Annotated in this window: 21 protein-coding genes; 5 read left to right on the top strand and 16 right to left on the bottom strand. The window is 69.2% G+C overall.

Annotated elements, in window-relative coordinates:
* Positions 1-55: 55 nt before the first annotated feature.
* Complete coding sequence (gene pbpC / locus ABE487_RS08245) at positions 56-2,389, top strand: penicillin-binding protein 1C (protein WP_346451494.1); 2,334 nt, start codon at positions 56-58, stop codon at positions 2,387-2,389.
* A 39-nt stretch (positions 2,390-2,428) separates the two neighbouring features.
* Here pbpC and ABE487_RS08240 read toward each other — a convergent pair whose 3' ends face one another.
* Positions 2,429-2,908 carry a peroxiredoxin gene (locus ABE487_RS08240; protein ID WP_346444306.1) on the bottom strand — a complete coding sequence of 160 codons (480 nt, stop codon included), beginning with the start codon at positions 2,906-2,908 and terminating at the stop codon, positions 2,429-2,431.
* 215 nt (positions 2,909-3,123) lie between these two features.
* Here ABE487_RS08240 and ABE487_RS08235 point away from each other — a divergent pair, with 215 nt between their 5' ends.
* The 3 genes from ABE487_RS08235 to ABE487_RS08225 all read left to right on the top strand — a co-directional run bounded on the left by ABE487_RS08235 (position 3,124) and on the right by ABE487_RS08225 (position 5,198).
* The gene (locus ABE487_RS08235) at positions 3,124-3,585 is read left to right on the top strand and encodes an Hsp20/alpha crystallin family protein (protein WP_346444416.1); all 462 of its coding nucleotides are present in this window, start codon (positions 3,124-3,126) and stop codon (positions 3,583-3,585) included.
* A gap of 153 nt (positions 3,586-3,738) precedes the next feature.
* Positions 3,739-4,671, top strand: coding sequence for a DnaJ C-terminal domain-containing protein (locus tag ABE487_RS08230; protein WP_346444307.1), 933 nt, complete (start codon positions 3,739-3,741; stop codon positions 4,669-4,671).
* A gap of 89 nt (positions 4,672-4,760) precedes the next feature.
* On the top strand, positions 4,761-5,198 hold the full coding sequence (locus ABE487_RS08225) for an acetyltransferase (protein ID WP_346444308.1): 438 nt from the start codon (positions 4,761-4,763) through the stop codon (positions 5,196-5,198).
* Positions 5,199-5,516: 318 nt separating this feature from the next.
* Here ABE487_RS08225 and ABE487_RS08220 read toward each other — a convergent pair whose 3' ends face one another.
* From ABE487_RS08220 to purB, 8 genes are all read right to left on the bottom strand, one after another.
* Complete coding sequence (locus ABE487_RS08220; RefSeq protein ID WP_346447730.1) at positions 5,517-6,110, bottom strand: TIGR00730 family Rossman fold protein; 594 nt, start codon at positions 6,108-6,110, stop codon at positions 5,517-5,519.
* A 108-nt stretch (positions 6,111-6,218) separates the two neighbouring features.
* Positions 6,219-7,661 carry a dihydrolipoyl dehydrogenase gene (gene lpdA, locus ABE487_RS08215; protein WP_346451475.1) on the bottom strand — a complete coding sequence of 481 codons (1,443 nt, stop codon included), beginning with the start codon at positions 7,659-7,661 and terminating at the stop codon, positions 6,219-6,221.
* A 142-nt stretch (positions 7,662-7,803) separates the two neighbouring features.
* Positions 7,804-9,048 (bottom strand): dihydrolipoyllysine-residue succinyltransferase, encoded by a 1,245-nt coding sequence (sucB, locus tag ABE487_RS08210; RefSeq protein ID WP_346451474.1) that lies wholly within the window; start codon positions 9,046-9,048, stop codon positions 7,804-7,806.
* Between the two features lie 45 nt (positions 9,049-9,093).
* Positions 9,094-11,934, bottom strand: a complete 2,841-nt coding sequence (locus ABE487_RS08205) for a 2-oxoglutarate dehydrogenase E1 component (protein ID WP_346451473.1) — start codon at positions 11,932-11,934, stop codon at positions 9,094-9,096.
* Positions 11,935-12,139: 205 nt separating this feature from the next.
* Positions 12,140-13,045 carry a GNAT family N-acetyltransferase gene (locus ABE487_RS08200; protein WP_346444318.1) on the bottom strand — a complete coding sequence of 302 codons (906 nt, stop codon included), beginning with the start codon at positions 13,043-13,045 and terminating at the stop codon, positions 12,140-12,142.
* Positions 13,046-13,047: 2 nt separating this feature from the next.
* The gene (locus tag ABE487_RS08195) at positions 13,048-14,253 is read right to left on the bottom strand and encodes a cupin domain-containing protein (protein WP_346444319.1); all 1,206 of its coding nucleotides are present in this window, start codon (positions 14,251-14,253) and stop codon (positions 13,048-13,050) included.
* A 115-nt stretch (positions 14,254-14,368) separates the two neighbouring features.
* Positions 14,369-14,893, bottom strand: a complete 525-nt coding sequence (locus ABE487_RS08190) for a DUF3060 domain-containing protein (protein ID WP_346452887.1) — start codon at positions 14,891-14,893, stop codon at positions 14,369-14,371.
* Between the two features lie 92 nt (positions 14,894-14,985).
* On the bottom strand, positions 14,986-16,368 hold the full coding sequence (purB, locus tag ABE487_RS08185) for an adenylosuccinate lyase (RefSeq protein ID WP_346444322.1): 1,383 nt from the start codon (positions 16,366-16,368) through the stop codon (positions 14,986-14,988).
* Between the two features lie 126 nt (positions 16,369-16,494).
* Here purB and ABE487_RS08180 point away from each other — a divergent pair, with 126 nt between their 5' ends.
* On the top strand, positions 16,495-17,910 hold the full coding sequence (locus tag ABE487_RS08180) for a class II fumarate hydratase (RefSeq protein ID WP_346447727.1): 1,416 nt from the start codon (positions 16,495-16,497) through the stop codon (positions 17,908-17,910).
* 138 nt (positions 17,911-18,048) lie between these two features.
* Here ABE487_RS08180 and ABE487_RS08175 read toward each other — a convergent pair whose 3' ends face one another.
* The 7 genes from ABE487_RS08175 to ABE487_RS08145 form a co-directional block, all read right to left on the bottom strand.
* The gene (locus tag ABE487_RS08175; protein ID WP_346447726.1) at positions 18,049-18,723 is read right to left on the bottom strand and encodes a hypothetical protein; all 675 of its coding nucleotides are present in this window, start codon (positions 18,721-18,723) and stop codon (positions 18,049-18,051) included.
* 42 nt (positions 18,724-18,765) lie between these two features.
* Positions 18,766-19,506, bottom strand: a complete 741-nt coding sequence (locus ABE487_RS08170; protein ID WP_346444325.1) for a hypothetical protein — start codon at positions 19,504-19,506, stop codon at positions 18,766-18,768.
* 34 nt (positions 19,507-19,540) lie between these two features.
* Positions 19,541-20,392 (bottom strand): DUF4097 family beta strand repeat-containing protein, encoded by an 852-nt coding sequence (locus tag ABE487_RS08165; protein WP_346447724.1) that lies wholly within the window; start codon positions 20,390-20,392, stop codon positions 19,541-19,543.
* 106 nt (positions 20,393-20,498) lie between these two features.
* Positions 20,499-21,284, bottom strand: a complete 786-nt coding sequence (locus tag ABE487_RS08160; protein WP_346447722.1) for a hypothetical protein — start codon at positions 21,282-21,284, stop codon at positions 20,499-20,501.
* Positions 21,209-22,258, bottom strand: coding sequence for a hypothetical protein (locus ABE487_RS08155; RefSeq protein WP_346444328.1), 1,050 nt, complete (start codon positions 22,256-22,258; stop codon positions 21,209-21,211). The genes ABE487_RS08160 and ABE487_RS08155 overlap by 76 nt, the downstream gene beginning before the upstream one ends.
* Positions 22,255-23,130: an ABC transporter ATP-binding protein gene (locus ABE487_RS08150; protein WP_346444329.1), complete on the bottom strand. Its 876-nt coding sequence runs from the start codon at positions 23,128-23,130 to the stop codon at positions 22,255-22,257. Before ABE487_RS08150 ends, ABE487_RS08155 begins: the two co-directional genes overlap by 4 nt.
* Positions 23,127-23,498 (bottom strand): GntR family transcriptional regulator, encoded by a 372-nt coding sequence (locus tag ABE487_RS08145; RefSeq protein WP_346444331.1) that lies wholly within the window; start codon positions 23,496-23,498, stop codon positions 23,127-23,129. The genes ABE487_RS08150 and ABE487_RS08145 overlap by 4 nt, the downstream gene beginning before the upstream one ends.

The raw sequence follows: 23,498 nt of genomic DNA, 5'->3' as shown, positions 1-23,498 counted from the left end.
CGTGAATCCGCCTGCGCGTGGGACGGCGGCGCGCCAGCTCTGGTGGCGCCGCGCGCTGGGTGGGCTGCGCTGGGGAACGGTTGCGCTGCTGCTGTCGCTGCTCGCACTCGATCTGGCATTCCCGCCGCAACTGCCCACACGCGACGACACCAGCGTGCTGGTGGTCGCGCGCGACGGCACGCCGTTGCGCGCGTTCGCCGATGCCGATGGGGTCTGGCGCCACCCGGCCACGCCGCAGAGCGTGTCGCCGTACTACCTGCAGGCGCTGCTCGGCTACGAGGATCGCTGGTTCCAGCGCCATCCGGGCGTCAATCCGCTGGCGATGGCGCGTGCGGCCTGGCAATGGGCGCGGGGCGGGCGGATCGTGTCGGGCGGTTCGACGCTGACGATGCAGGTCGCGCGCATCCTCGATCCGCAGCCTGCACGCGGGCGGACGCTGCGCGGCAAGCTGGTGCAGCTGCTGCGGGCATTGCAGCTCGAGGCGCATCTGTCCAAGGACGAGATCCTGACCCTGTACCTCACGCGCGCGCCGTTCGGCGGCACCATCGAGGGGGTCGAGGCGGCCAGTTGGGCGTATCTGGGCAAGCCGGCGGCGCGGTTGTCGCGGGCCGAGGCCGCGTTGCTGGCAGTGTTGCCGCAGGCGCCGAGTCGGTTGCGCCCCGACCGCGCACCCGAGGCGGCGCGCACGGCGCGCGACAAGGTACTCGAGCGCATGGTCGCGCTGGACGTGTGGACGCGCGCAGAGGTGGACGATGCGAAGATCGAACCAGTCGTGGCGCGCAGCCTGCGGCCGCCGTTGCACGCCGCGTTGCTCGCGCAGCGGCTGCGGGCCGCCCATCCCGGGCAGGCGCGGATCGTTTCGACGATCGACATCGGTCTGCAGCGCATGCTCGAGCAGCGGGTCGCCAGCTACTTCTCGCAGTTGCCCGAGCGCACTTCCGCGGCGCTGCTGGTGGTCGACAATCGCAACTTGGAGGCGTTGGCCTACGTTGGCTCGGTCGCCTTCGGCGATCGTGCGCGGTTGGGCCATGTCGACATGGTGCGCGCCTGGCGCTCGCCCGGCTCGACGCTCAAACCGTTCCTCTACGGCATGGCGCTCGACGATGGGCTGATCCACTCGGCCAGCCTGCTGGTCGATGCCCCGCAGTCGTTCGGCGGCTATCGCCCGGGCAACTTCGATGCCGCGTTCAATGGGCCGGTCGCGGCCGCCGATGCGTTGCGCCTGTCGTTGAACGTGCCGGCGGTAGACCTGCTCGACCGAGTCGGTCCGGCGCGCTTCGCCGCGCGGCTCGACAATGCTGGGGTCACACTGCGGTTCCCGCGCGGCGCGGTGCCGAACCTGTCGTTGATTCTGGGCGGCACCGGCGCGACGCTCGAGCAACTGGTCGGCACCCATGCCGCGTTGCATCGCGATGGCATCGCCGGGCGCGTGCGTTATACCCCGGGCCCGGCCTTGCGCGACCGCCGACTGCTGTCGCCGGGGGCGGCCTGGATCGTGCGCGAAATCCTCGAAGCGGCCGATCGGCCGGGCGAGCGCGCCGACACGTTCGACACCGGCGACCGGCCGCGGGTGTCTTGGAAGACCGGGACCAGCTACGGCTATCGCGATGCCTGGGCGATCGGCGGCACCCATCGCTACACGGTCGGTGTCTGGGTGGGGCGTCCCGACGGCACGCCGTTGCCGGGACAGTACGGCGCGATCACTGCGCTGCCGCTGCTGCTCGAGACGGTCGACAGCCTCCCGCGCGGGCGGGGCGACGCGCTGCGCGTGCCGCCGCCGCGCAACGTGCGGGAACTCGATATCTGCTGGCCGCTGGGCACTGCGGCCGACACGCAGGCCGCCCCGCTGTGCCAGCGTCGGCTGACCGCCTGGACCCTCGACGGCAATGTGCCGCCAACGTTCGCCGAGCGCGATGCAGGGCGTTGGAGCGCAGGTCGGCTGCGCTTCGAGATCGACCCGCGCAGCGGGCAGCGGCTGTCGGCCGAGTGCGAGGCCCCGCACCCGCGCGCATCACGCGAGATCGCGCGCTGGCCGGCCCTGGTCTCGCCCTGGCTGCCCGCGGCCACGCGGCGGGCCTCGCAATTGCCTGCGCTGGCACCCGACTGCCGGCCCGACGGCCGCGAGACCGTCGCCGCCCTGCATATCGAGGGCCTGGAGCCTGGCGTGACCCTGGTGCCGCCACCGGGCAGCGCGCATGGCGTGCGGCTGCAATTGCGGGCGCTGGGCACCGAGTCGCGCGTGCAGTGGCTGCTCGACGGACGCTGGATCGGCGAAACCCAGGGCGCACGCTGGCTGCGCACCGAGTTCGAAACCCCCGGCCGCCACGAACTGACCGCGCTCGCCGACGATGGCGCCTGGCGCAGCGTCGCCTTCCACGTGGCGCCGTAGCGGCGGTCGGCGCTACCGGCGGCGACGTCGATGGATGCTTCAGTCCAGATGCGCGAGCACGTGCTCGGCCGAAGACACCTTGAACTCGCCCGGGGCCTCGACGAACAGATGACGCACCACGCCGTCGTCGGCGTACAGCGCGAAGCGCTTGGCGCGCGTGCCCATGCCGTAGGCGGTCGCGTCCATCTCCAGGCCGAGCGCGCGCACGAAGTCGGCATTGCCGTCCGAGAGCATCTGCAGCCCGTCCGGCACCCCGACGCTCTCGCCCCAGGCCTGCATCACGAACGGATCGTTGACGGCGATGCAGACCACGTCGATGCCGCGGCCGCGGAACGTTTCGAAGTGTTCGACGAAGCCGGGCAGGTGGCGTTCGGAGCAGGTCGGCGTGAATGCGCCGGGGACGGCGAACAGCAGTACGCGCTTGCCGGAGAACACGGTCGGGGTGTCGATGACGCGCACGCCGTCGTGGATGTGCTTGAGGGTGACTTCGGGGATGGCGTCGCCGATCTGGATGGTCATGGGGGGCTCGCAAGCAACAGGGTGAACGCAGTCTATCCGCTCGCGCGTGGCGTCGATGCGAGCGCTCTTGAAAGCGTCGGGCCCGTTCCCCAATTTTCGGACATCGCGGCCGACGGGGCCGCTTTTCAACACGGAGCCACTCCATGCGACATGAAGCCTATCGTGCTGTCGCCCGCCAGCCGGCCTTCGCCGGGCGTGCGACGTTCCAGGATGAAATGCGGCGATTCTTCGACCAGTTCGTGCAGGGCGGCGATGCCCAGGACGAGTCGTCGGTCGTCACCAGCCAGTGGGTCCCGCGCGTGGACATCCACGAAGAGCGCGACCGGTTCGTGATCCTGGCCGACCTGCCGGGCATCGATCCGCAGGACGTCGAGATCTGGATGGACAAGGGCATCCTGAGCCTGAAGGGCGAGCGCCGGCCCCATGTCGGCGGCGAGTCTGCTGGCGATGCCGAAGCTGGCCGGAGCGAACCGCGGTTCTCGCGCATCGAACGTGCGACCGGACAGTTCCACCGTCGCTTCTCGCTGCCCGACAGCGCCGATGCCAATGCGATCACCGCGACCGGCCACAACGGCGTGCTGGAGATCAGCATTCCCAAGCGTCCCGAGACCACGCCGCGACGGATCCAGGTCGGCGCGGCCCAGGACACCGGGACCCAGGCTGTGACGCAGGCCTGAGCGGGCGCAGGGATCGCACCGCGCACCGGCGCGGCACGATGAAGACGGAGACGGCGGCCTGCAGGTATTCTGCGGGCCGCTGTCGCATCCGGCTCCTGGATTCGACGACTTCCCTTGTCGCGGCGCCGTGCGCGCCGCATCGGAACTCCCCACATGCAATTCAAGGACTACTACGAGATTCTCGGCGTCGAGCCCAATGCCGGCGATGCGGAGATCAAGACCGCCTATCGCCGCAAGGCGCGCAAGTACCACCCGGACGTCAGCAAGGAGGCGGGCGCCGAGGAGACCTTCAAGGCGATCAACGAAGCCTATGAGGCGCTGCGCGACCCGGAGAAGCGCAAGGCCTACGATCAGCTGCGCGCGCGCGGCTACCGTCCCGGCGACGAGGTCCGACCGCCCCCCGGCGGCTTCGGCGGCGCAGGGGCGGGCGGCGTTGATTTCGACGAGATTTTCGCCGGTGGCGGCGCCGGCGGCGGCTTCAGCGATTTCTTCGAGGAACTGTTCGGCCGGCGCGCCGGCGGTGTCGGCGGCCATGCCGGCCCCGGTGCCCGCGGGCCGGCGCCGCGGGGCGATACGCGCGCGCGGCTGGCGGTGCCGCTGGAGACGGTCTATCGCGGTGACAGCGTCCGTGTGCCCGTGCTGGGCAAGACCTTCGACGTGCGCATTCCCAAGGGCATCCGCCCGGGCCAGGTCGTGCGTCTGCCCGGGCAAGGCCAGCAGGGCGGCGATCTGCTGCTGGAGATCGAGTACGCGGCGCATCCCGACTTCGAGGTCGATGGCCGCAACATCATCCATTCGCTGCCGATCGCGCCGTGGGATGCGGCGCTCGGCGCGACACTGAGCGTGGCGACGCTCGGCGGCCGCGTCGAACTGAAGATCCCGCCGGGCTCGGAAGCCGGCCGCAAGTTGCGGCTGCGAGGCCGAGGCCTGCCGGGCACGGCCGGCGCGCCTGCGGGCGACCAGCTCGTCGAGCTCGAAATCCAGGCGCCGCCGCCGCGCAGCGCCGCGCAGACGGCCGCCTACGAGGCGCTGCGCGATGCCTTCTCCGGCGAAAGCGCACCTGGCGACACCAAGGGCGCCCGCTAGTTTGGCGCGTCGCCACGCGTCATGACACGTCCGCGTTCGGCGACGCTTTGATCGCGAAGGTGGCGTCCAATATCCGGTGTGAAAAGATCATGACCATTCGTCAGGCGACTGACGCCGACCATCCGCACCTGCTCAGCATTTGGCTGCGCTCGGTTCGCGCCACGCACCTGTTCTTGCAAGCATCCGATATAGCGGCCTTGCTGCCTCAGGTCCGTGATGCTTACCTGCCTGCCGTTGAATTGTGGGTGGCGGTCGATGTCGAGGGCAGACCGCTAGGGTTTATCGGGCTCAATGAAAGCCACGTGGAAATGCTCTTCATCGAGCCGGATCTGCGAGGGCGAGGAATTGGCCGCGCGCTGCTGGATCATGCCCGCGGGTCGCGTCGTGACATGACGGTGGATGTGAACGAGCAGAACCCCGAAGCGGTCGGGTTCTATTTGCATTACGGGTTTGTTCAAACCGGCCGGTCCCCTCTTGATGGCGAGGGCCGTCGTTTCCCCTTGCTGCATCTGCGCTTGGCCGGTTAACGCCGTCATCGTGACTCGAACCGAGGTGTTCGAGTCGCTGGTGGTGCGCCAGGCCTGGCCAGGCCCCCGACTTGTGTTCGCCAGATGCGGATCGGAGCACTGGCGCGGGCGTGCTATGGCGCAGTCTTCAGTCGCGCCCTTCTCAACCCGGCGTCGTCTGCAGCGACGTCATGGCAGATCCGTTTGCCATTCCAGTCGCCAGCGCGTCGTCGTGTGGGCCCAGACATCGGCCCGGTCGCTGTTCATCTGAGCTGGCGCGCGCATGTGGGCCGGCGTGTCCACCAGACGCTTGGTCCGACCACGTCAAGCGATGCGGTGCTACTTCAACGCACTCCGCCGCTTCTCATCGATCCACTTCTCCGCCCGCGCCGGCGTATACCCCCGCATCCACGCCAGCATCGCGTCGATGTCGTCGCCGTACCACAAGTCGGCGCGCTGGTCGGGATGCAGGAACCGCTCATCGACCATCCGGTCGATCATGCCGATCAGCGGCGCATAGAAGCCGTCGATATCGAGGAAGGCGCAGGGCTTGTTGCCGATGCCCAGCTGCCGCCAGGTCAGCATCTCGAAGATCTCTTCCATCGTGCCAAAGCCGCCGGGCAGGGCGACGAAGGCGTCCGACAGCTCGAACATGCGCATCTTGCGCGCGTGCATCGAGTCGACGATCTCCAGCTGGGTGAGGCCGCGGTGCGCGACCTCCCAGTCGGCGAGCTGCTTGGGGATGACGCCGGTGACCGAGCCGCCGCCCTCGAGCACCGCATTGGCCACCGTGCCCATCAGGCCGACGTTGCCGCCGCCGTAGACCAGCTGCAGCCCGTCGCGGGCAATGCGATCGCCCAACGCCATCGCGCGTTCGGCGTAGACGGGCTTGCTGCCGGAGTTGGAGCCGCAATAGACGCAGATCGATTTCATGCGAGGGTGTCCTCTTGCAGGTGATCGCCAGGGCCGCATCTGCGGGGCCGGGCCGGAAAGCAGAAGGCTCCGCCAAAGCGGAGCCTTCCGGGGCAAGGCGAGGGCGCTTTAGTTCGCCTTGTGGATCGCGCGCTTGTCGACGGCCATCGCGGCGTCGTGGACGACTTCCGACAGCGAGGGATGCGCGTGGCAGATCCGCGCCAGGTCGTCGGCCGAGCCCTTGAACTCCATCGTCAGCACGCCTTCGTGTACGAGCTCGGAGACATTGGCCCCCACCAAGTGCATGCCCAGCACGCGGTCGGTCTCGGCGTGCGCGAGCACCTTCACGAAGCCGGCCGGCTCGACCATCGCGACCGCACGGCCGTTGGCGGCGAACGGGAAGCTGCCGGCATTGTACGGGATGCCCTCGGCCTTGAGCTGCTGCTCGGTCTTGCCGACCCAAGCCAGTTCGGGCTCGGTGTAGATGACCCACGGGATCGTGTCGAAATTGACGTGGCCCGGCAGGCCGGCGATGAGTTCGGCGACGGCGATGCCTTCCTCGAAGCCCTTGTGCGCCAGCATCGGGCCGCGCACGCAGTCACCGACCGCCCAGACGCCGTCGACGCCGGTATGGCAATGGTCGTCGACCTGGATCTGGCCGCGGTCGGTCAGCTTCACGCCGGTGCCTTCGGCCAGCAGGCCCTGGCTGGCGGCCTTGCGGCCGACGGCGACCAACAGCTTGTCGACGGTGATCGACTGCTCGCCGTCCTTGTCGGCGTAGCTGACGACGACTTCCTTCTTCTTGCCCTTGCCGGTCACTTCGGTCTTGGAGACCTTCGCGCCGAGCTTGATGTCCAGGCCCTGCTTCTTGAATTCCTTGAGCGCGGCCTTGCCGACTTCGGCATCGGCGGCGGCGAGGAAGTCGGGCAGTGCTTCGAGGATCGTGACTTCGCTGCCCAGGCGCTTCCAGACGCTGCCCAGCTCCAGACCGATGACGCCGGCCCCGATCACCGCCAGGCGCTTGGGCACCTCGGTAAAGTCCAGGCCGCCGACGTTGTCGACGATGGTCTCGCCGTCGAACTTCGCGAACGGCAGCTCGATCGAATCGGAGCCCGCGGCGATGATGACATTCGTGCCGGTCAGCTCGATCTCCGCGCCGTCGTGCTGCTTCACCTTCACCACGCGGTCGGGGTGGAGCGTGGCGAAGCCGTAGAACGGCGTGACCTTGTTGGCCTTGAACAGCATCGCGATGCCGCCGGTGAACTGCTTGACGATCTTGTCCTTGCGGCCAACCATCGCGCCGACGTCGATCTTGGCATCCTTGAAGCTGATGCCGTGGTCGCCAAAGATGTGGCCCATGTTCCAGAACTGGCGCGAAGAATCGAGCAGCGCCTTCGACGGGATGCAGCCCACGCGCAGACATGTGCCGCCGAGCGCCGGCTTGCCGTCCTTGCCGAGCGCGGCGTCGATGCACGCGACCTTCATGCCCAGCTGCGCGGCGCGGATGGCGGCGTGGTAGCCGGCCGGGCCGGCGCCGATGACGACGACATCGAATTTCTGCTGTTCGCTCATTTCATTCGCTCACGTGATGGGGGATTCGTGATGGGGAGGGCCCAGGCCCGATGCGCGGGGCGATCCGGTCTTGGGCTTTCAACAGCCACGGGCCGGCATCACCACGCACGCATCCCCAATCACGGCATCGCATGCAACGGGCTTAGAGCCCGAGCAGCATGCGGTGCGGATTTTCCAGCTGGTTCTTGATGTCGACCAGGAACAGCACCGCGTCCTTGCCGTCGATGATGCGGTGGTCGTAGGAGATCGCGATGTACATCATCGGGGCGGCGACGACCTGGCCGTTCTCGACGATCGCGCGTTCCTTGATCGCGTGCATGCCCAGGATCGCCGACTGCGGCGGGTTGACGATCGGCGTGGACATCAGCGAGCCGAAGGTGCCGCCGTTGGTGATCGTGAACGTGCCGCCCTGCAGGTCGTCGAGGCCCAGCTTGCCGTCGCGCGCCTTCTTGGCGTAGTCGGCGATGCCCTGTTCGATCTCGGCAAAGCCCATGCGCTCGACGTTGCGCAGCACCGGCGTGACCAGCCCCTTGTCGGTGGAGACCGCGATCGAGATATCGGCGTAGCCGTGGTAGATGATGTCGTCGCCATCGACCGAGGCGTTGACGATCGGGTAGCGCTGCAGCGCGTTGGCCACGGCCTTGGCGAAGAAGCTCATGAAGCCGAGCTTGATGCCGTGTTCCTTCTGGAACTGTTCGCCCAGCTCCTTGCGCAGCGCCATCACCTTGCCCAGGTTGACCTCGTTGAACGAGGTCAGCATCGCAATCGATTCCTTGGACTGCATCAGGCGCTCGGCGATGCGCTTGCGGATGCGGGTCATCGGCACGCGCTCTTCGGGACGGGCGCCGCCCGACACGCCGGGGGTCTTGCCGGCGGCGTAGTTGAGCAGGTCTTCCTTGGTCACCGCGCCGCGGCGGCCGGTGCCTTCGACCTGCGACGGGTCGATGCCCTGGCTCTGGGCGGTGAAGCGCGCACCAGGCGGCAGGTCGGCGGTCTTGTCGCCGGAGACCGACTGCGGCTTGGTCGAGGACGGCGCCTTGTCGTCGGCCTGCTTGGCCTGCGGCTTGGACTGCACTTGCTCGGCGCCGGCAGCCGGGGCTTCCTTGTCCTGATTGCCCGACTCGGCGGCCGGCGGCGCGGCCGCGGCGGCGCCTTCCTCGATGATCGCGATGACCTGCTGGCTGTTGACCGTCGCGCCTTCCTCGAACTTGATCTCCTTGATCACGCCATCGACGGTCGAGGGCACTTCGAGCACGACCTTGTCGGTCTCCAGATCGACGATGTTCTCGTCGCGGCTGACCGCATCGCCGGCCTTCTTGTGCCAGGTGGCGATGGTGGCGTCGGACACGGATTCGGGCAGGACCGGGACTTTGATTTCAGTGGCCATGTGGCTTCCTGGGAAAAGCGTGGAATGTGGGGATGCGATCGGAAACTATTCGGACAGAACCTTGCCGGCGAGGTCGTTGACCAGCGCGTCGGCAATGAGCTGCTGCTGCTCGGCGACGTGGTCGTTGAAGTGACCGACGGCCGGGGAGGGCGAGCGCGCGCGGCCGGCGTAGTGCAGCGACTGCTTGGGCCCGGAGCAGAACTCGAGGTGGTGCTTGATCTGGTACCAAGCGCCCTGGTTCTGCGGCTCCTCCTGACACCAGACCACCTCGGTGGCCTTGGAGAAGCGTTCGAGCTCGGCGGTCAGCAGCGCGCGCGGGAACGGATAGAGCTGCTCGACGCGGACCAGCGCGACGTGGTCCAGCGACTGCTTGCGGGCTTCTTCGAGCAGGTCGTAATAGACCTTGCCCGAACACACGACCACGCGCTTGACCTTGGCCGGAGCGGCGTCGTTGTCCGGGATCAGATGCTGGAATTCGCCGTTGGCGAGCTCGTCGAGGGTCGACACGGCGAGCTTGTGGCGCAGCAGCGACTTGGGCGTCATGACGACCAGCGGCTTGCGGGTGGTCATGCACAGCTGGCGCCGGATCATGTGGAACGCCTGGGCCGGCGTGGTCGGTACGCAGACCATCATGTTGTCGAGCGCGCACAGCTGCAGGAAGCGCTCCAGGCGGGCCGAGCTGTGCTCGGGACCCTGGCCTTCGTAGCCGTGCGGCAGGAACAGCGCCAGGCCGCACAGACGCTGCCACTTGGCTTCGCCCGAGGACAGGAACTGGTCGATGACGACCTGGGCGCCGTTGGCGAAGTCGCCGAACTGGCCTTCCCAGATGCACAGCGTGCCCGGCTCGGACGAGGCGTAGCCGTACTCGAACGCCATGACCGCCTCTTCGCTGAGCAGCGAGTCGATGATCGTGGCGTCCTCGGGGTTCTTCACCAGCTGGCGCAGCGGAATGTAGTCTTCGCCGTCCTGCTGGTCGTGGAGCACCGCGTGACGGTGGAAGAACGTGCCGCGGCCGCTGTCCTGGCCGACCAGCCGCAGCCGGTTGCCGGCATCGAGCAGGGTCGCGTAGGCGAGGTTCTCGGCAAAGCCCCAGTCGCCGGGAAGCTCGCCGGCGGCCATCTTGCGGCGGTCCTCGTAGATCTTGGCCACGCGCGGGTGCAGGTGCACCGAGTCGGGCAGGGTGGTGATCGTCTTGGCGAGCGCCTTGAGCTTGTCGACCGACACCCGGGTGTCGAGCGTGTCGCTGAGCCGGCCGGCAAGATAGGGATCCCAGTCGATCGTCAGTTCGTAGTCCGACGGCTTGGCGTCGGCCAGCTCCACGGTGACCTCACCGGCATCGAGCTTGTCGCGGTAGCGGTCGACGATCGCCTTGGCGTCGGCCTCGGCGAGCACGTCCTCGGCGGCCAGTCGCGCTGCGTAGAGCTCGCGCGGCGTCTTGTGCTTGCGGATCACCTGGTACATCAGCGGCTGGGTCGCCGCCGGTTCGTCGGCCTCGTTGTGGCCGTGGCGGCGGTAGCACACCAGATCGATGACCACGTCCTTGCCGAAGGTCTGACGGAAGTCGTAGGCCAGTTCGGCGCAGAACACCACCGCCTCGGGATCGTCCGCGTTCACGTGCAGCACCGGGGCGCCGACCATCTTGGCGACATCGGTGCAGTACAGCGTGGAGCGCGCGTCCTGGCGATCGCTGGTGGTGAAGCCGACCTGGTTGTTGATGACCACGTGGACCGTGCCGCCGACCGCGAAGCCGCGGGCCTGCGACATCTGGAACAGCTCCATGTTCACGCCCTGGCCGGCGAACGCCGCGTCGCCGTGCAGCAGCACCGGCAGCACGACCTTGCGCTCGGTGTCGCGGCGGCGGTGCTGGCGCGAACGAACGCTGCCGGCGACCACCGGGTTGACGATTTCCAGGTGCGAGGGATTGAACGCGAGCGCCAGGTGGACGGCGCCGCCGGGCGTGGCCAGGTCGGCCGAGAAGCCCATGTGGTACTTCACGTCGCCGGTGTGGGCGCGATCGTCGTCCTGGTGCTCGAACTTGCCTTCGAACTCGTCGAACAGCCGGCGCGGATTCTTGCCGAGCGTGTTGACCAGCACGTTGAGGCGGCCGCGGTGGGCCATGCCGATGACGATGTCCTTGACGCCGTCCTTGCCGGCGCGCTGGATCACGTTGTCGAGCAGCGGGATCAGGGCGTCGCCGCCTTCGAGCGAGAAGCGCTTCTGGCCGACGTACTTGGTGTGCAGATAGCGTTCCAGGCCCTCGGCCGCGGTCAGCCGCTCGAGGATGCGCTTCTTCTCCTCGGGGCTGCGCGCGAACCGGCCGCCGGCATTCTCTAGCCGGGTGTAGAGCCAGTTGCGCTGCTCGAAGTCCGGGATGTGCATGAACTCGGCACCGATCGGACCGGCATAGGTCGCCTTGAGCAGTGCCAGCAGGTCGCGCAGCTTCATGCGCGGCTGGCCGCCCACGCCGCCGGTGCTGAACTCGTCGTCGAGGTCGGCTTCGGTGAGCTGGTGGAACGGCAGCCCCAGGTCCGGCGGGTTGACCGGCGGGGTCATGTCCAGCGGGTCGAGCCGGGCGCCCAGGTGGCCGCGCGAGCGGTAGGCGGTGATCAGTCGGCCGACATGGCGTTCGCGCTCGTCACCGGCGCCCGAGGCCTGCGCCTGGACCACGCCGCGCGCGGCTTGGCGACCGGCATCGGCGACCGCCGACAGCACCGCCGAGTGCGGCACGTCGCCGGCCTCGCGGCCCTTGAAGGTGTCGAACCACCGTTTCCAGTCCGTCCCGACGCTGTCGGGGGCCACGAGATACTGCTCGTACAGGTCTTCGATATAGGCGGCATTGGCGCCGAACTGCGACGACTGCGCAAACTGCTTCAGGAGACTGTCCACGTCTGGCGATTCGGACTCTTTGGGGAGGGGGGTGCGGCGTGCCGGAAAGCCGGAAAAAGCCGGAATCTGGCGGCCATTGAGGTCACGACAGTATACGCGTGTCCTCCGCTGCGATGCACCCCGCGCGGCCGCATGCGCTGGCCTCGTGCCGCGGTCGAAGGCGTCTGCGCACCCTGTGCGCCGAGGCTGGTGCCGGGCGTGGCGGTCAAAGGCCGAGCGCGCGCAGCTCGGTCGCCGGACGTGAACGCTCCCACACCGTCTCGAACGCCTGCACCAGTCGGCGCGCCCGGCCAGGCAGCGTGGTCGCCGCTTCCCCCTCGATTCGGTGCGCGAGCGGTCGGACGACGAAGCCGCCGACGTCGTTGACGAGCACGGCGCCGGCGAAGCCGCGGTCGGCTGCGGTGTCGACCTCGCGGATCGCGAACGCGCTCGGCAACCGCTGCGCCAGCGCCACCAGGGGCGGCGGGCCGGTCCGCAGCGCGGCCGCGTCCTGCAGCAGAATGCGTGCGCCGCCGCCGCGCCCGGCGGTCGCAAACCGCTGCAGCGCGCGCAGGACCTCGGGATGATCGTAGAGGCCGGGGTCGAGGTCGTGGCTGCGCAGCCACAGGCCGCGGCGGGCGGACAGGATCACCGTCGTGCTGGCCGCGACCGCAGTCTCCAGGTCCTCCACTGCGAAAGCGGCCTGCGCATGCCGATGCATCGCACGATGCACGATGCCCGCTTCGACGACCTGCGGCCCCTCCGCGACGAAACCGTGGCGTGCATACAGGTTCATCGCGTGCAACTGGGCGTGCAGATGGGTGTGGGGCAGGCCGTCGGCCTGCGCCAGGTCGAGCAAGGCCCGCAGCAGCGCATCGCCGATGCCCCGGCCGCGCCGGTCGGCGCGCACCGCCAGCCGGCCGATCCGGCCGTCCGGCGCCAGGCGGCCGGTGCCGACCGCCGTGCCGTCGGTGTCGACCGCCAGCACGTGCCGGCACTGCGCATCGAGCGCATCGCGCTCCAGCGCGGCCGGCACGCCCTGTTCTTGCACGAAGACCTGCTCGCGCAGGGCCTGCGCGGCGGCCATGTCGGCGTCGTTCGCGATCGGAAAGACCCGGAGCGACGCCGGCACGCTCACGCGTCCTCGGGACGGGCCAGCGTGTAGTGGCCCTGTTCGAGCAGGGCGTAGACCGCGGCGCGTCCCGCTGGCGACAGCGCCGCGTGGTCGGCGGCGTCGATGCGGGCAGCGGCGGCCAGGCGCTGGGCGTCGCGGATCGACAGCGCGAACGCGCTGCCCGAGACGAACAGCCGTGCGCCGCGTGCCGCGCGGCGCCAGGCGGCGCGCGAGAACGGATTGCGCAGCAACACCGCCCGACCGCTGGTGAGCAGTGCATCGACCTCTTCCGGCGGAGGCGGCGTTTCGCCCGCGACCACCTGGTGGGCATTGCGGTACCCGGTCATGAAGCGGCCGAACCAGTCGCCCAGGCGGTCGGGGTCGTTCATGCGGATGGCGTTGAGCGCCTCGACCACGCGGCCCATCGTCGCCGCGTCGATCTCGTTGGGGTCCTTGGGCGGCGTGAGCGTCTCGTCGTGGTAGCGCACCGCGTCGTCGGCCTCGGCGGCCAGCGTGTCGATGTAGTCGCCCATCAGTTCGGCGGCTGACGGCGCCCGCATGCCCACCGACAGCGTCAGGCACGCATCTTCGGCCACGCCGTGATGCGGCACCATCGGTGGCAGATAGAGCATGTCGCCGGGACCGAGCACCCAGTCGTGGGTCGGCGTGAACTCGCGCAGCAACTTCAACTCGACATCGTCGCGGAAGTCCTGCGACGGCAGACCGTGGCCGAGCGAATGCGAGGCGTCGATCATCCAGCGGCGATGGCCCAGGCCCTGCAGCAGGAACACGTCGTAGTGATCGACGTGCGCGCCGACCGAGCCGCCGGTCGCAGCGAAACTGACCATGATGTCGTCGATGCGCCAGCGCGGCAGGAACGAGAAGTGCGGCAGCAGCGCGGCGACGTCGGCGTCCCACTTGTCCACGTCCTGGACCAGCAGCGTCCAGTCCCGGTCGCCCAGGCCCGGGAAGATGGCCTCGTCGAACGGGCCGGTCTCGACCTGCCAGCCATCGTTGGCGCGGTCGTGGCGGATCAATCGCGACAGTGCCAGTTCCTCGCAGGCCAGGCCGGCGAGGTCCTCGGGCTGCAGCGGGGATTGGAAGCCGGGAAAGGCGTTGCGGATGAGCAGCGGCCGCTTGTGCCAGTAGTCGCGCAGGAAGCGGGCAGGGGGCATGCCGAGCGGGCCGTGGCGGCCGGCATCGATCTCGAAGGGGAGGGCTTTCATGCGCGCAAGCGTACGTGATCGGCCGGGGGCGCGCATTGCGTGCGCGCATGGACGCGGCGGGCGCTTTCGGGCAGCCGGCGCCTCGTCCGAGGCGGGCCTGCGCTGCGCGCTGGGGCTACAGCACGCGGTTGTCGTGGCCGTCGTCGTGCACGTCGGGCGTGTTGCTCGGGTTGACCGTATTGCTGGCGCCCTCGAACTCGACCGACGCGACATTGCGCGCGAGCACGGTGTTGCGGTCGCCGCCGATCTGCACGTTGCCGGCCTCGGTGAGGTTGAGGGTGTTGTCGCTGCCGGTCACCACGACGTCGCCGACGCGGCGATTGAGGACGGTGACATGGTCGCCGTCGACCCGGAGCGAGGCCGCATGGTCGACGTTGATCGCGCCTCGCGAGGCGGTCACCACGACCTCACCGCAGGCCCCGTCGAGCACGAGATGAAAGTCGTCGCGCGTCACCTGCACATCCTGCCCGGCGCACATGGCGCCGCTGGCCGGATCGCGCAACGCACCCGAGGCGGTCGGCGGTGCCTCCTCGCGGGGCCTGGACGTCGCATCGTCGGCAGGCCCGCCGCAGGCGACCAAGCTCGCGGCGATGACGTGCAGCGCGAGGACGGTGACCGAGCGGGACACGGAGCGGCGCATGGGCAAGCCTGGGCAAGGGCTGGATGACCGCAGCCTGCGCTGCGGTGCGTGCAGGCGGCGTCGCGCCAACCGGCGCGCGCCGTATGCAGAGGTCAGATCGCGCGGGCCAACTGCTCGGCCAGCCCGGTGTAGGCCCCGGGCGTCAGCGCGCGCAACCGCGCCTTGTCGGCCTCCGGCAGGTCGAGGCCGTCGACGAAGGCGCGCATGGACTCGGCGGTGATGCCCTGGCCGCGGGTCAGCGCCTTGAGCTGCTCGTAGGGGTTGGGCAGCCCATGGCGACGCATGACGGTCTGCACGGCCTCGGCCAGCACTTCCCAGGCCGCATCCAGGTCCTGCGCCAGACGCTCGGGATTGGCGCTGAGCTTGCCCAGTCCGCGCAGCAGCGCGTCGAGCGCGATCTGGGTATGGCCGAACGCCGTGCCCAAGGCGCGCAGCACGGTGGAGTCGGTGAGGTCGCGCTGCCAGCGGCTGATCGGCAGCTTGGCGGCGAAATGCTCGAACAGCGCATTGGCGATGCCGAAATTGCCCTCGGCATTCTCGAAGTCGATCGGGTTGACCTTGTGCGGCATCGTCGAGCTGCCGATCTCGCCGTCCTTGAGTGCCTGCTTGAAGTAGCCCAGCGAGATGTAGCCCCACACGTCGCGGCACAGATCGATGCCGATGGTGCCCATGCGGCGGGTGGCGTCGGCGATCTCGGCGACGCAGTCGTGCGGCTCGATCTGGGTGGTGTAGGGGTTGAACTCGATGCCCAGGGACTCGACGAAGCGGCGCGAGAACGCCGGCCAGTCGATATCCGGATACGCGGCGATGTGGGCGTTGTAGTTGCCGACCGCGCCGTTGATCTTGCCGGTCAGCGGCACCGCCGCGAGCTGCTCGCCCTGGCGCTGCAGCCGCGCGACGACGTTCGCAAGCTCCTTGCCGACGGTCGTGGGCGACGCGGTCTGGCCGTGGGTGCGCGAGAGCAACGGCAACGCCGCATGGGTGTGCGCCATCTCGCGCAGCGTCGCAATCAGCCGGTCGAGCGTGGGCAGCAGCACATGCTGGCGCGCCTTGCTGAGCATCAGCGCATACGAGAGGTTGTTGATGTCCTCGCTGGTGCAGGCGAAATGCACGAACTCCAGCGCCGGCGCGAGTGCGGCATCGTCCTTGAGCCGCTCCTTGATGAAGTATTCGACCGCCTTGACGTCGTGGTTGGTGGTGCGCTCGATCTCCTTCACGCGCGCGGCGTCGGCGACCGAGAAGTCTTCGGCCAGCGCCTGCAGCGTCGCACGCGCGGCCGCGTCGAACGCCGGCAATTCCGCGATGCCCGGCTCGTCGCCCAGCGCGATCAGCCACTCGATCTCCACCCGCACGCGCGCCCGGATCAGGCCGTACTCGGAGAAGATCGGCCGCAGCGCATCGACCTTGCCGGCATAGCGGCCATCGAGCGGAGACAGGGCGAGCAGGGCGGCGTCGGCGGTGCGGGAGTCGGTCATTGGACGGGAGCGCGGCGGGCGAAGCGGTCATTTTAGCCTGCATGGCGCTCGCGTATCCTTCCCAGGACCATCCCATCCGCCAGCGACCACGCCAGCCGGACCCTTTTCCTCCAAGGAGCCGAACGAATGAGCACGTCAGCGAACGCCCCGGCGTTCCGGATCGAACACGACAGCATGGGCGACCTGCAGGTCCCCGCCGATGCCCTGTGGGGCGCCCAGACCCAGCGCGCGGTGCAGAACTTCCCGGTCTCCGGCCGGCCGATGCCGCGCGGCTTCATCCGCGCGCTGGGCCTGATCAAGGCCGCGGCTGCCGACGTCAATACCGGCCTGGACCTGCTGCCGGGCCGGCTGGGCAAGGCGATCCGCGCCGCTGCGCTCGAGGTCGCCGACGGGGCGCACGACGCGCACTTCCCGATCGATGTCTACCAGACCGGTTCTGGCACGTCGTCGAACATGAACGCCAACGAGGTCATCGCGACGCTGGCCTCGCGGGCCGGCCGACCGGTGCACCCCAACGACCACGTCAACCTCGGCCAGAGTTCCAACGACGTCGTGCCGACCGCGATCCGCGTCTCGGCGCAACTGGCGGTGGTCGAGGACCTGCAGCCGGCGCTCAAGCACCTGCGGCGCACGATCGAGCGCCGCGCCAAGTCGCTGCAGAAGGTGGTCAAGACCGGGCGCACGCATCTGATGGATGCGATGCCGCTGACCTTCGGCCAGGAGTTCGGGGCCTGGGCCTCGCAGCTGGCCTCCGCCCAGGCGCGGCTGGAGGACACGCTCAAGCGTCTGCGCCGGCTGCCGATCGGCGGCACCGCGATCGGTACCGGCATCAATGCCCATCCGCAGTTCGGCCGCAAGGTTGCGCGCGCGCTCTCGACCCTGACCCGGACCCGGTTCGAATCGGCCGACGACAAGTTCGAGGGCATCGCGGCCCAGGACGATGCGGTCGAACTGTCGGGCCAGCTCAATGCGCTGGCGGTCGCGCTGATCAAGATCGCCAACGACCTGCGCTGGATGAACTCCGGCCCGCTCGGCGGCCTGGGCGAGATCGAGCTGCCGGCGCTGCAGCCGGGCAGCTCGATCATGCCCGGCAAGGTCAATCCGGTGATTCCCGAGGCGACGGTCATGGCGGCCGCCCAGGTCATCGGCCACCACACCGCGATCACGGTCGCCGGGCAGACCGGCAACTTCCAGCTCAACGTCGCGCTGCCGCTGATCGCAGCCAACTTGCTCGATTCGATCCAGTTGCTCGCCAACGTGTCGCGGCTGCTGGCCGACCAGGCGATCGCCGGCCTCAAGGTCCGCCGCGACAACGTCGACGCCGCGCTGGCGCGCAACCCGATCCTGGTCACCGCGCTCAACCCGATCATCGGCTACGAGAAGGCCGCCGCGATCGCCAAGCGCGCCTACAACGAGGAGCGACCGGTGCTGGATGTCGCGCTGGAGGACAGCGGACTGTCGGCCGCCGATCTGCGCGCGCTGCTCGATCCGGCCGCGTTGACCCGGGGTGGCATCCACGAGGGTGCGGGTGGCGGCGGATAGTCCGGCACAGGCGGCAATCATTCCCCCGCAGGAGGCGATCACCTTCCCCCGCAGCGCGGGGGGGGGCGATGCGTGCAGCGCGTCGGGTGGGGGCACGGGCTTGTCGCAGCGACGCGCCTTCCGATGGGGCCGTTCGCGTTACCTGGGGGTGTCGTTGCGCCCCAGGCACGCGGTGCAGGCCGCTTCGCTGAAACGGCCCTCGCAGAGGCCGCGCACCTGCGCCGGCGGCAGGCCGCCGGGCACTTCCTCGGCGAGGCCGCCGCGAAACAGCGTGCAGGTCGGTGCCGACAACGCGGCGACTTCCGGCAGTTGCACCTGCACGCGGCCATCGACCGACTGGCTCAGGCGCGCGCCGTCGGCATCCGCGCGCAGGTCCAGCATTCGGCCGCCGTGCCAGATCTGCAGTGCGGCGGCGCCGTCGGGGCCGGCGACGAACAGCGCACTCTGGCGTTCTCGGCCGTCGAGGGTCAGGCCGACGTTGTCGCCGTCGTCCCAGGTCACGTAGCCGCCGCGTTCCTGGCCGCTGCGGTCGTAGAGCATGACGCCGGCCGCGGCGCTGCCGCGATCGACGCGTTTGCCGTCGATCACCGCATCGGGCAAATCGCCGGAGACGCGCACGCGCTCGACGCCTGCCGGATCGACGACGACCAGTTCGCGTAGCCGCAAGCGGTCCGGAAGCTCGGTTGTCGATGACCGCAGCCAGAGGGCGATGCAGGCAATCGCCAGCAGCAGGCAGACGGCACCCAGCCCGAACACGGCGAGACGATGGCGGCGCTCGATCGCATCGAGGCGGTGGTGGATATCGGGATGCATGGGACGCGCCTTCCTTGGATCGGCTCGGTGACCCGAACCGGGCTACGGTGTCGTCTCGCCCGCTGCGGCCTCCACCGCCGCGCCCTTGTGTTCGGCGACATCCTCGCGGCAATCGTCGATGTCGGCGGCAGTCATCGTGGCGTAGGGTTGGAACGCCGGCAGGGCGCTCGCCAGCGTCTGCTGGGATTGGAGCAACGGCGGCAGCAGATCGCACAGCTTGCGCGCCTCGGCCTCGATGCGCGCGCCTTCTGCCTCCATGCGCGCCTCGAAGACATCGGACTTGCCCGACAGCACGCTGGTGATGGCGCCCTTGGCGGCGTCCGCACCGAGCCGCGCCCCCTGCATGCCGATCGCGATGCCGGCATCGGCGATCGCCAGGATATGTCCACGGTGCGCCAGCAGCAGTTCGCGCTGGGCCGCGTCGATGGCCGAAGGCTTGCCTGCGATCAACAGGTCGCCCGCCGGGCTGATCTCGGCCCTGGGCAGGTGCGCGGTCCGCCCGTCCTTGTCGCCGACGCGGACCCCGTTGATATCGACGCCCCCGCTGCCCTTGCCGCCGATGGCGATGTTGCCCTCGGCCAGTTCGGCACGGGCCGCGTGGAGCGCGCGACGCGTGGTGCGTGCAACGAAGCCATCGTCGGCCGCGGCTGCGGTGGTCTCGTCGGTCGCAGGCGCAGTCGCGGTCGCATCGATCGCGGGATCGCGGCTGCAGCCCGGAAGTGCGGCGGTGCAGGCGAGCAGCAGCGCCAAGGAAAGCGTGTTCGAGCGAAGAAAACGAGGCATGGACCCGCTCCTGGAATGGATGAGGGCGAAAGCGTCAGCGCTTGCGCGGGAGATCGACGGTGCCACGCACTTCGCGCACCAGGACGTCGCCGCTGCCCTTCGACGAGACGATCAGGTCGCCAGCGACGCGTTGCGCATCCAGGTCGCCCGAGCCGATCGAATCGACGCGCACGCTGCCCGACGCGTCGCGGATCTCGACATCGCCCGAGCCGATGCTGCCGATGCGGATATCGCCGCCGACACGGTGCAGTTCGAGATCGCCGGAGCCGACGCTGCCGACCTCGACGTCGTGGCGGATCGCTTGCGCGCTCACGTCGCCCGAGCCCACCGACAGCAGTTTCAGCTCGCCCGCGTCCTCGACCACGATGTCGCCCGAGCTGGTCTTGACCGTCGCGCGGCCGGCGATCCGCCGCAGTTCGGCGTCGCCCGAGCCGACATCCGCGCTGGCCGCTGCGACCCCGGTCACCCAGGCCTCGCCCGAACCGGCGATGACCTGCACCAGCACATCGGCGGGCACCTGGCCGGACACATCGAGGTAGGCATAGCGGGGGCCGAACAAGCCGCCCGTGGGCGCGCGCCCCAGCTTCACCGTCAGCACTTCGCCGGCGCGGCTGACATCGACCGTCAACGACGCCAGCGCCGAGGAACTCGATGCGCAGGCGCGGCCGCGCAGGTGCGCGTCTGGCTGTGCGGCGCCCTCGACGCGCAAGGTGTGATGACCGATCTCGAAACGGACGATGCGGATCCCCTCGAAGTCCATCGCCGCTTCGCGTGGTTCGCTGTGGCGGCACTGCGGCGCATCGTCGGCCTGTGCGCCCAGCGGCGCGGCGAGCATGGACGCAATGAAAGCGAAGGCGGAGGCGCGGGAACCGGAAGGCGATTTCATCATCAAGAGTCCTGTGGTTGGCCCGGGCCGGTGCTCGGGTGATGGTGCGGGCGATGGGATGAACGGGGACGTTGCGACGTGCGCCGAGGCGTCGCCCAGGGACGGGTCAGCGCGATGCGAAGCTGCGCCGCACCTCGTCGCGGCAGGAGTCGGCATCGCGGGCCTCCAGCCGTGCATAGGGACGGAACGCGGGTAGATCCGCCGCCAACTGCTGCTGGGCGACATGCAGCGCCGGCATGCGCGCGCAGATCTGCAGTGCGCCGGGTTCCACGATCTGGCGTACGTTCCGCTCGATGCGGCGCTCCAGACTGCCGGTCAGGGCGCTGAACACGAGCCCGAACGTGCCGCGGTCCACGGCGTCCACAGCCGCCAGCGCCGCGACCTCGCCCATGTCGATGCCGGTGCGTGCGATCTCGATGACCAGGCCGCGGTAGGCCAGCAGTTGCTGACGTTGGTGGGCGTCGATGGCCACGGCGCGGTCATCGATGAGGAAGTCGCCGCGCGGCGTGATCGCGGCGCGCGGCAGCTTGGCGTCGCGATCGCGCTTGCGGCGCCCGTCGCGATCGAACCGCAGGCTGTCGCGGACATCAAGGTCCTCGGTCTCCAGCTCGGTGCGGGCCTTGGCGAGATCGGCCCTGATCTCCTGTCGCGCGTCGGCGAGCTCGCGACGCACCTCGTCGCGGACGCTGTCCTGCGGTGGGGCGGACCACGCGGCCGGCGACAGGCCCAGAGCGAACACGGCGAGCGCGGAAAAGGCGGCGGACTTCATGGATGGATGCTCCTTGCGGTCGTCAAATGGGATGCCCAAGGGTGTGGTCAGCCTTCCTCGCGCCAGCGGCGCAACCGGATCGCCAGCGCGATCATCAAGGCGCCGGCCACGATGCCGACCCACATCGAGGGCGTGGTGAAGTTCGCGTAGACCCCGGTCACGCTGAGCAGGTTGCTGATCTGGTCGCCGCTGGCCGCGGCGTGCTGCAGATACGACAGGTCCGCGCCGGTCAGCGGCACGGTGCCCAGCAGCAGCCGCGCGATCACGTTGTTCCACAGCCAGTGACGGTCCAGGCCCACCAACTGCAGCAGCCCGGTCATCGACGCGGCCGCGCCGATGGCCAGCGGCAGCAGCACCGCCCACAGGAACGGCTTGCTGCGCGCCCAGGCCGAGCACAGCAGCAGCCAACCGATGGTCGGCAGCGCCCATGCGGCGTAGACCGGGATCGCGGCGACCAACTGCGCGGCGAGCAGAAAGGCCATGCCGTTGCCCCACAGCAGCGGCAGCGGATTGGCGCCGTGCGCGGCGGCGGCCACGCTCAGCGCCGTCAGGAACAGCAACATGACGACGATGGCGATCGCGGTCGAGATTGCCGGGATCACGAAGGCGGCGGTGACGACCTTCGACAGCACGGTCGCGGTGTCCGACACCGGCAGCGACTTCCAGAACAGCACGCTGCGGTCGCGACGGTCGTCGTAGAGCGCGCCCAGGCAATAGAAGAACGCGACGAAGATCATCACCATGTACGGCCAGGCCGCCGACATCAGCAGGGTGGCATAGAGACCGTCGGCGAGTTCGCGCAGGTCGTCGCCGCTGAGCTGGCTGGCCAGTGCGCTCAGGTCCAGCCCATTGATGGTGACGCCTTCGTACTCGATCCGCGAGCCGCTGGCGATCTGGCGGCGTGCGACGAAGATCATCGTGATCAGCAGGCCCACCGACAGCAGCAGCGACAGGCTGCCTGCGATCAGCGGCGCCCACAGCATGCCGCCGCGGTGCTCCCAGTATTCGCGGCGCAGCAGTAGCCCGAACCGGTGGGTGGCATGGGGCGGCGTGCGCGCAGGTGCGGGCGCGGCGACGGTCTCGATGGTGGCATTCATGCGTAGGCTCCCTTCATCGTGGCCACGAACAGATCCGCCAGACCGGGCGTGCGGGTCTCGCCATACGCCGCCAGCGCGGCAGCGGGCACGTTGTCGAACAGCATCACGGTCTTGCCGAACGGCAGGGACCGCTCGTCGATCGGGCGATGGGCGCGGGCGGCTTCGAGCTGGTCGGCCTCGACCAGGACCTCGACGAAGCGCTCGGCGACATCGTCCATCGGTGCGTCGAGCACGATCCGGCCGTCGCGGATGAACAGCACGTCGGTGAGGATGTGTTCGATCTCCTCGACCTGGTGGGTGGTGACGACGATGGTCTTCTGTTCGTCGAAGTAGTCCTCCAACAGGCGCTGGTAGAACTGCTTGCGGTAGAGGATGTCCAGGCCGAGCGTGGGCTCGTCGAGCACCAGCAGCCGAGCGTCGATCGCCATCACCAGCGCCAGATGCAGCTGCACGATCATGCCTTTGGACATTTCGCGCACGCGCTGTTTGGGGCGCAGTTTGGTATTGGCCAGGAAGCGCTCGCAGCGCGCGCGATCAAAGCGCGGGTGCACGCCCTCGACGAAGTCGATCGCGTCGCGGACCCGCATCCAGCGCGGCAGCACCGCGACATCGGCGATGAAGCACACATCGTTCATCAGCGCATCGCGCTCGCGGCGCGGGTCGCGGCCCAACACCGACAGGTCGCCATCGCAACGGATCAGGCCGAGGATCGCCTTGAGCGCGGTGGTCTTGCCGGCCCCGTTGGGGCCGATCAGTCCGACGATGCGTCCGGCGGGGATCTGGAAACTGGCGCCGGCGAGCGCGCGCGTGCCCTTGTAGGTCTTGTCGAGGTTGCGCGCGGAGATGACGGGGGCGTCGAGCACGGCGTTCATGCATTGGCTCCATGGCCGATGGATTGCAGCAGGTCCTGGGCCGACAGCCCCAGGCGTTCGATCCGTTCCACGACCAGCGGCCATTCTTCGTGCAGGAAGCGCTCGCGCTCGCTGGTGCGCAGCTTGCGGGAGGCTTCTTCGGTCACGAACATGCCCAGGCCGCGGCGCTTCTCGACCAGCGCCTCGTCGGCCAGTTCCTGGTAGGCGCGCGAGACGGTGATCGGGTTGAGCTGGTATTCCGCGGCGACCTGGCGTACCGAGGGCAGCGCGTCGCCGGGCTTGAGCACCCCGTCGAGCATCATCGCGATCACCCGCTCCTTGAGCTGTCGGTAGATCGGGGCGCCGTCGCTCCATTCGATGTTGGCCAT

Origin of the sequence: Luteimonas sp. TWI596 (assembly GCF_039674105.1) — a bacterium.
Lineage (GTDB): Bacteria > Pseudomonadota > Gammaproteobacteria > Xanthomonadales > Xanthomonadaceae > Luteimonas.
The sequence above is the reverse complement of the archived record's forward strand: the minus strand, read 5'-3'. Positions and strand labels throughout refer to the sequence as shown.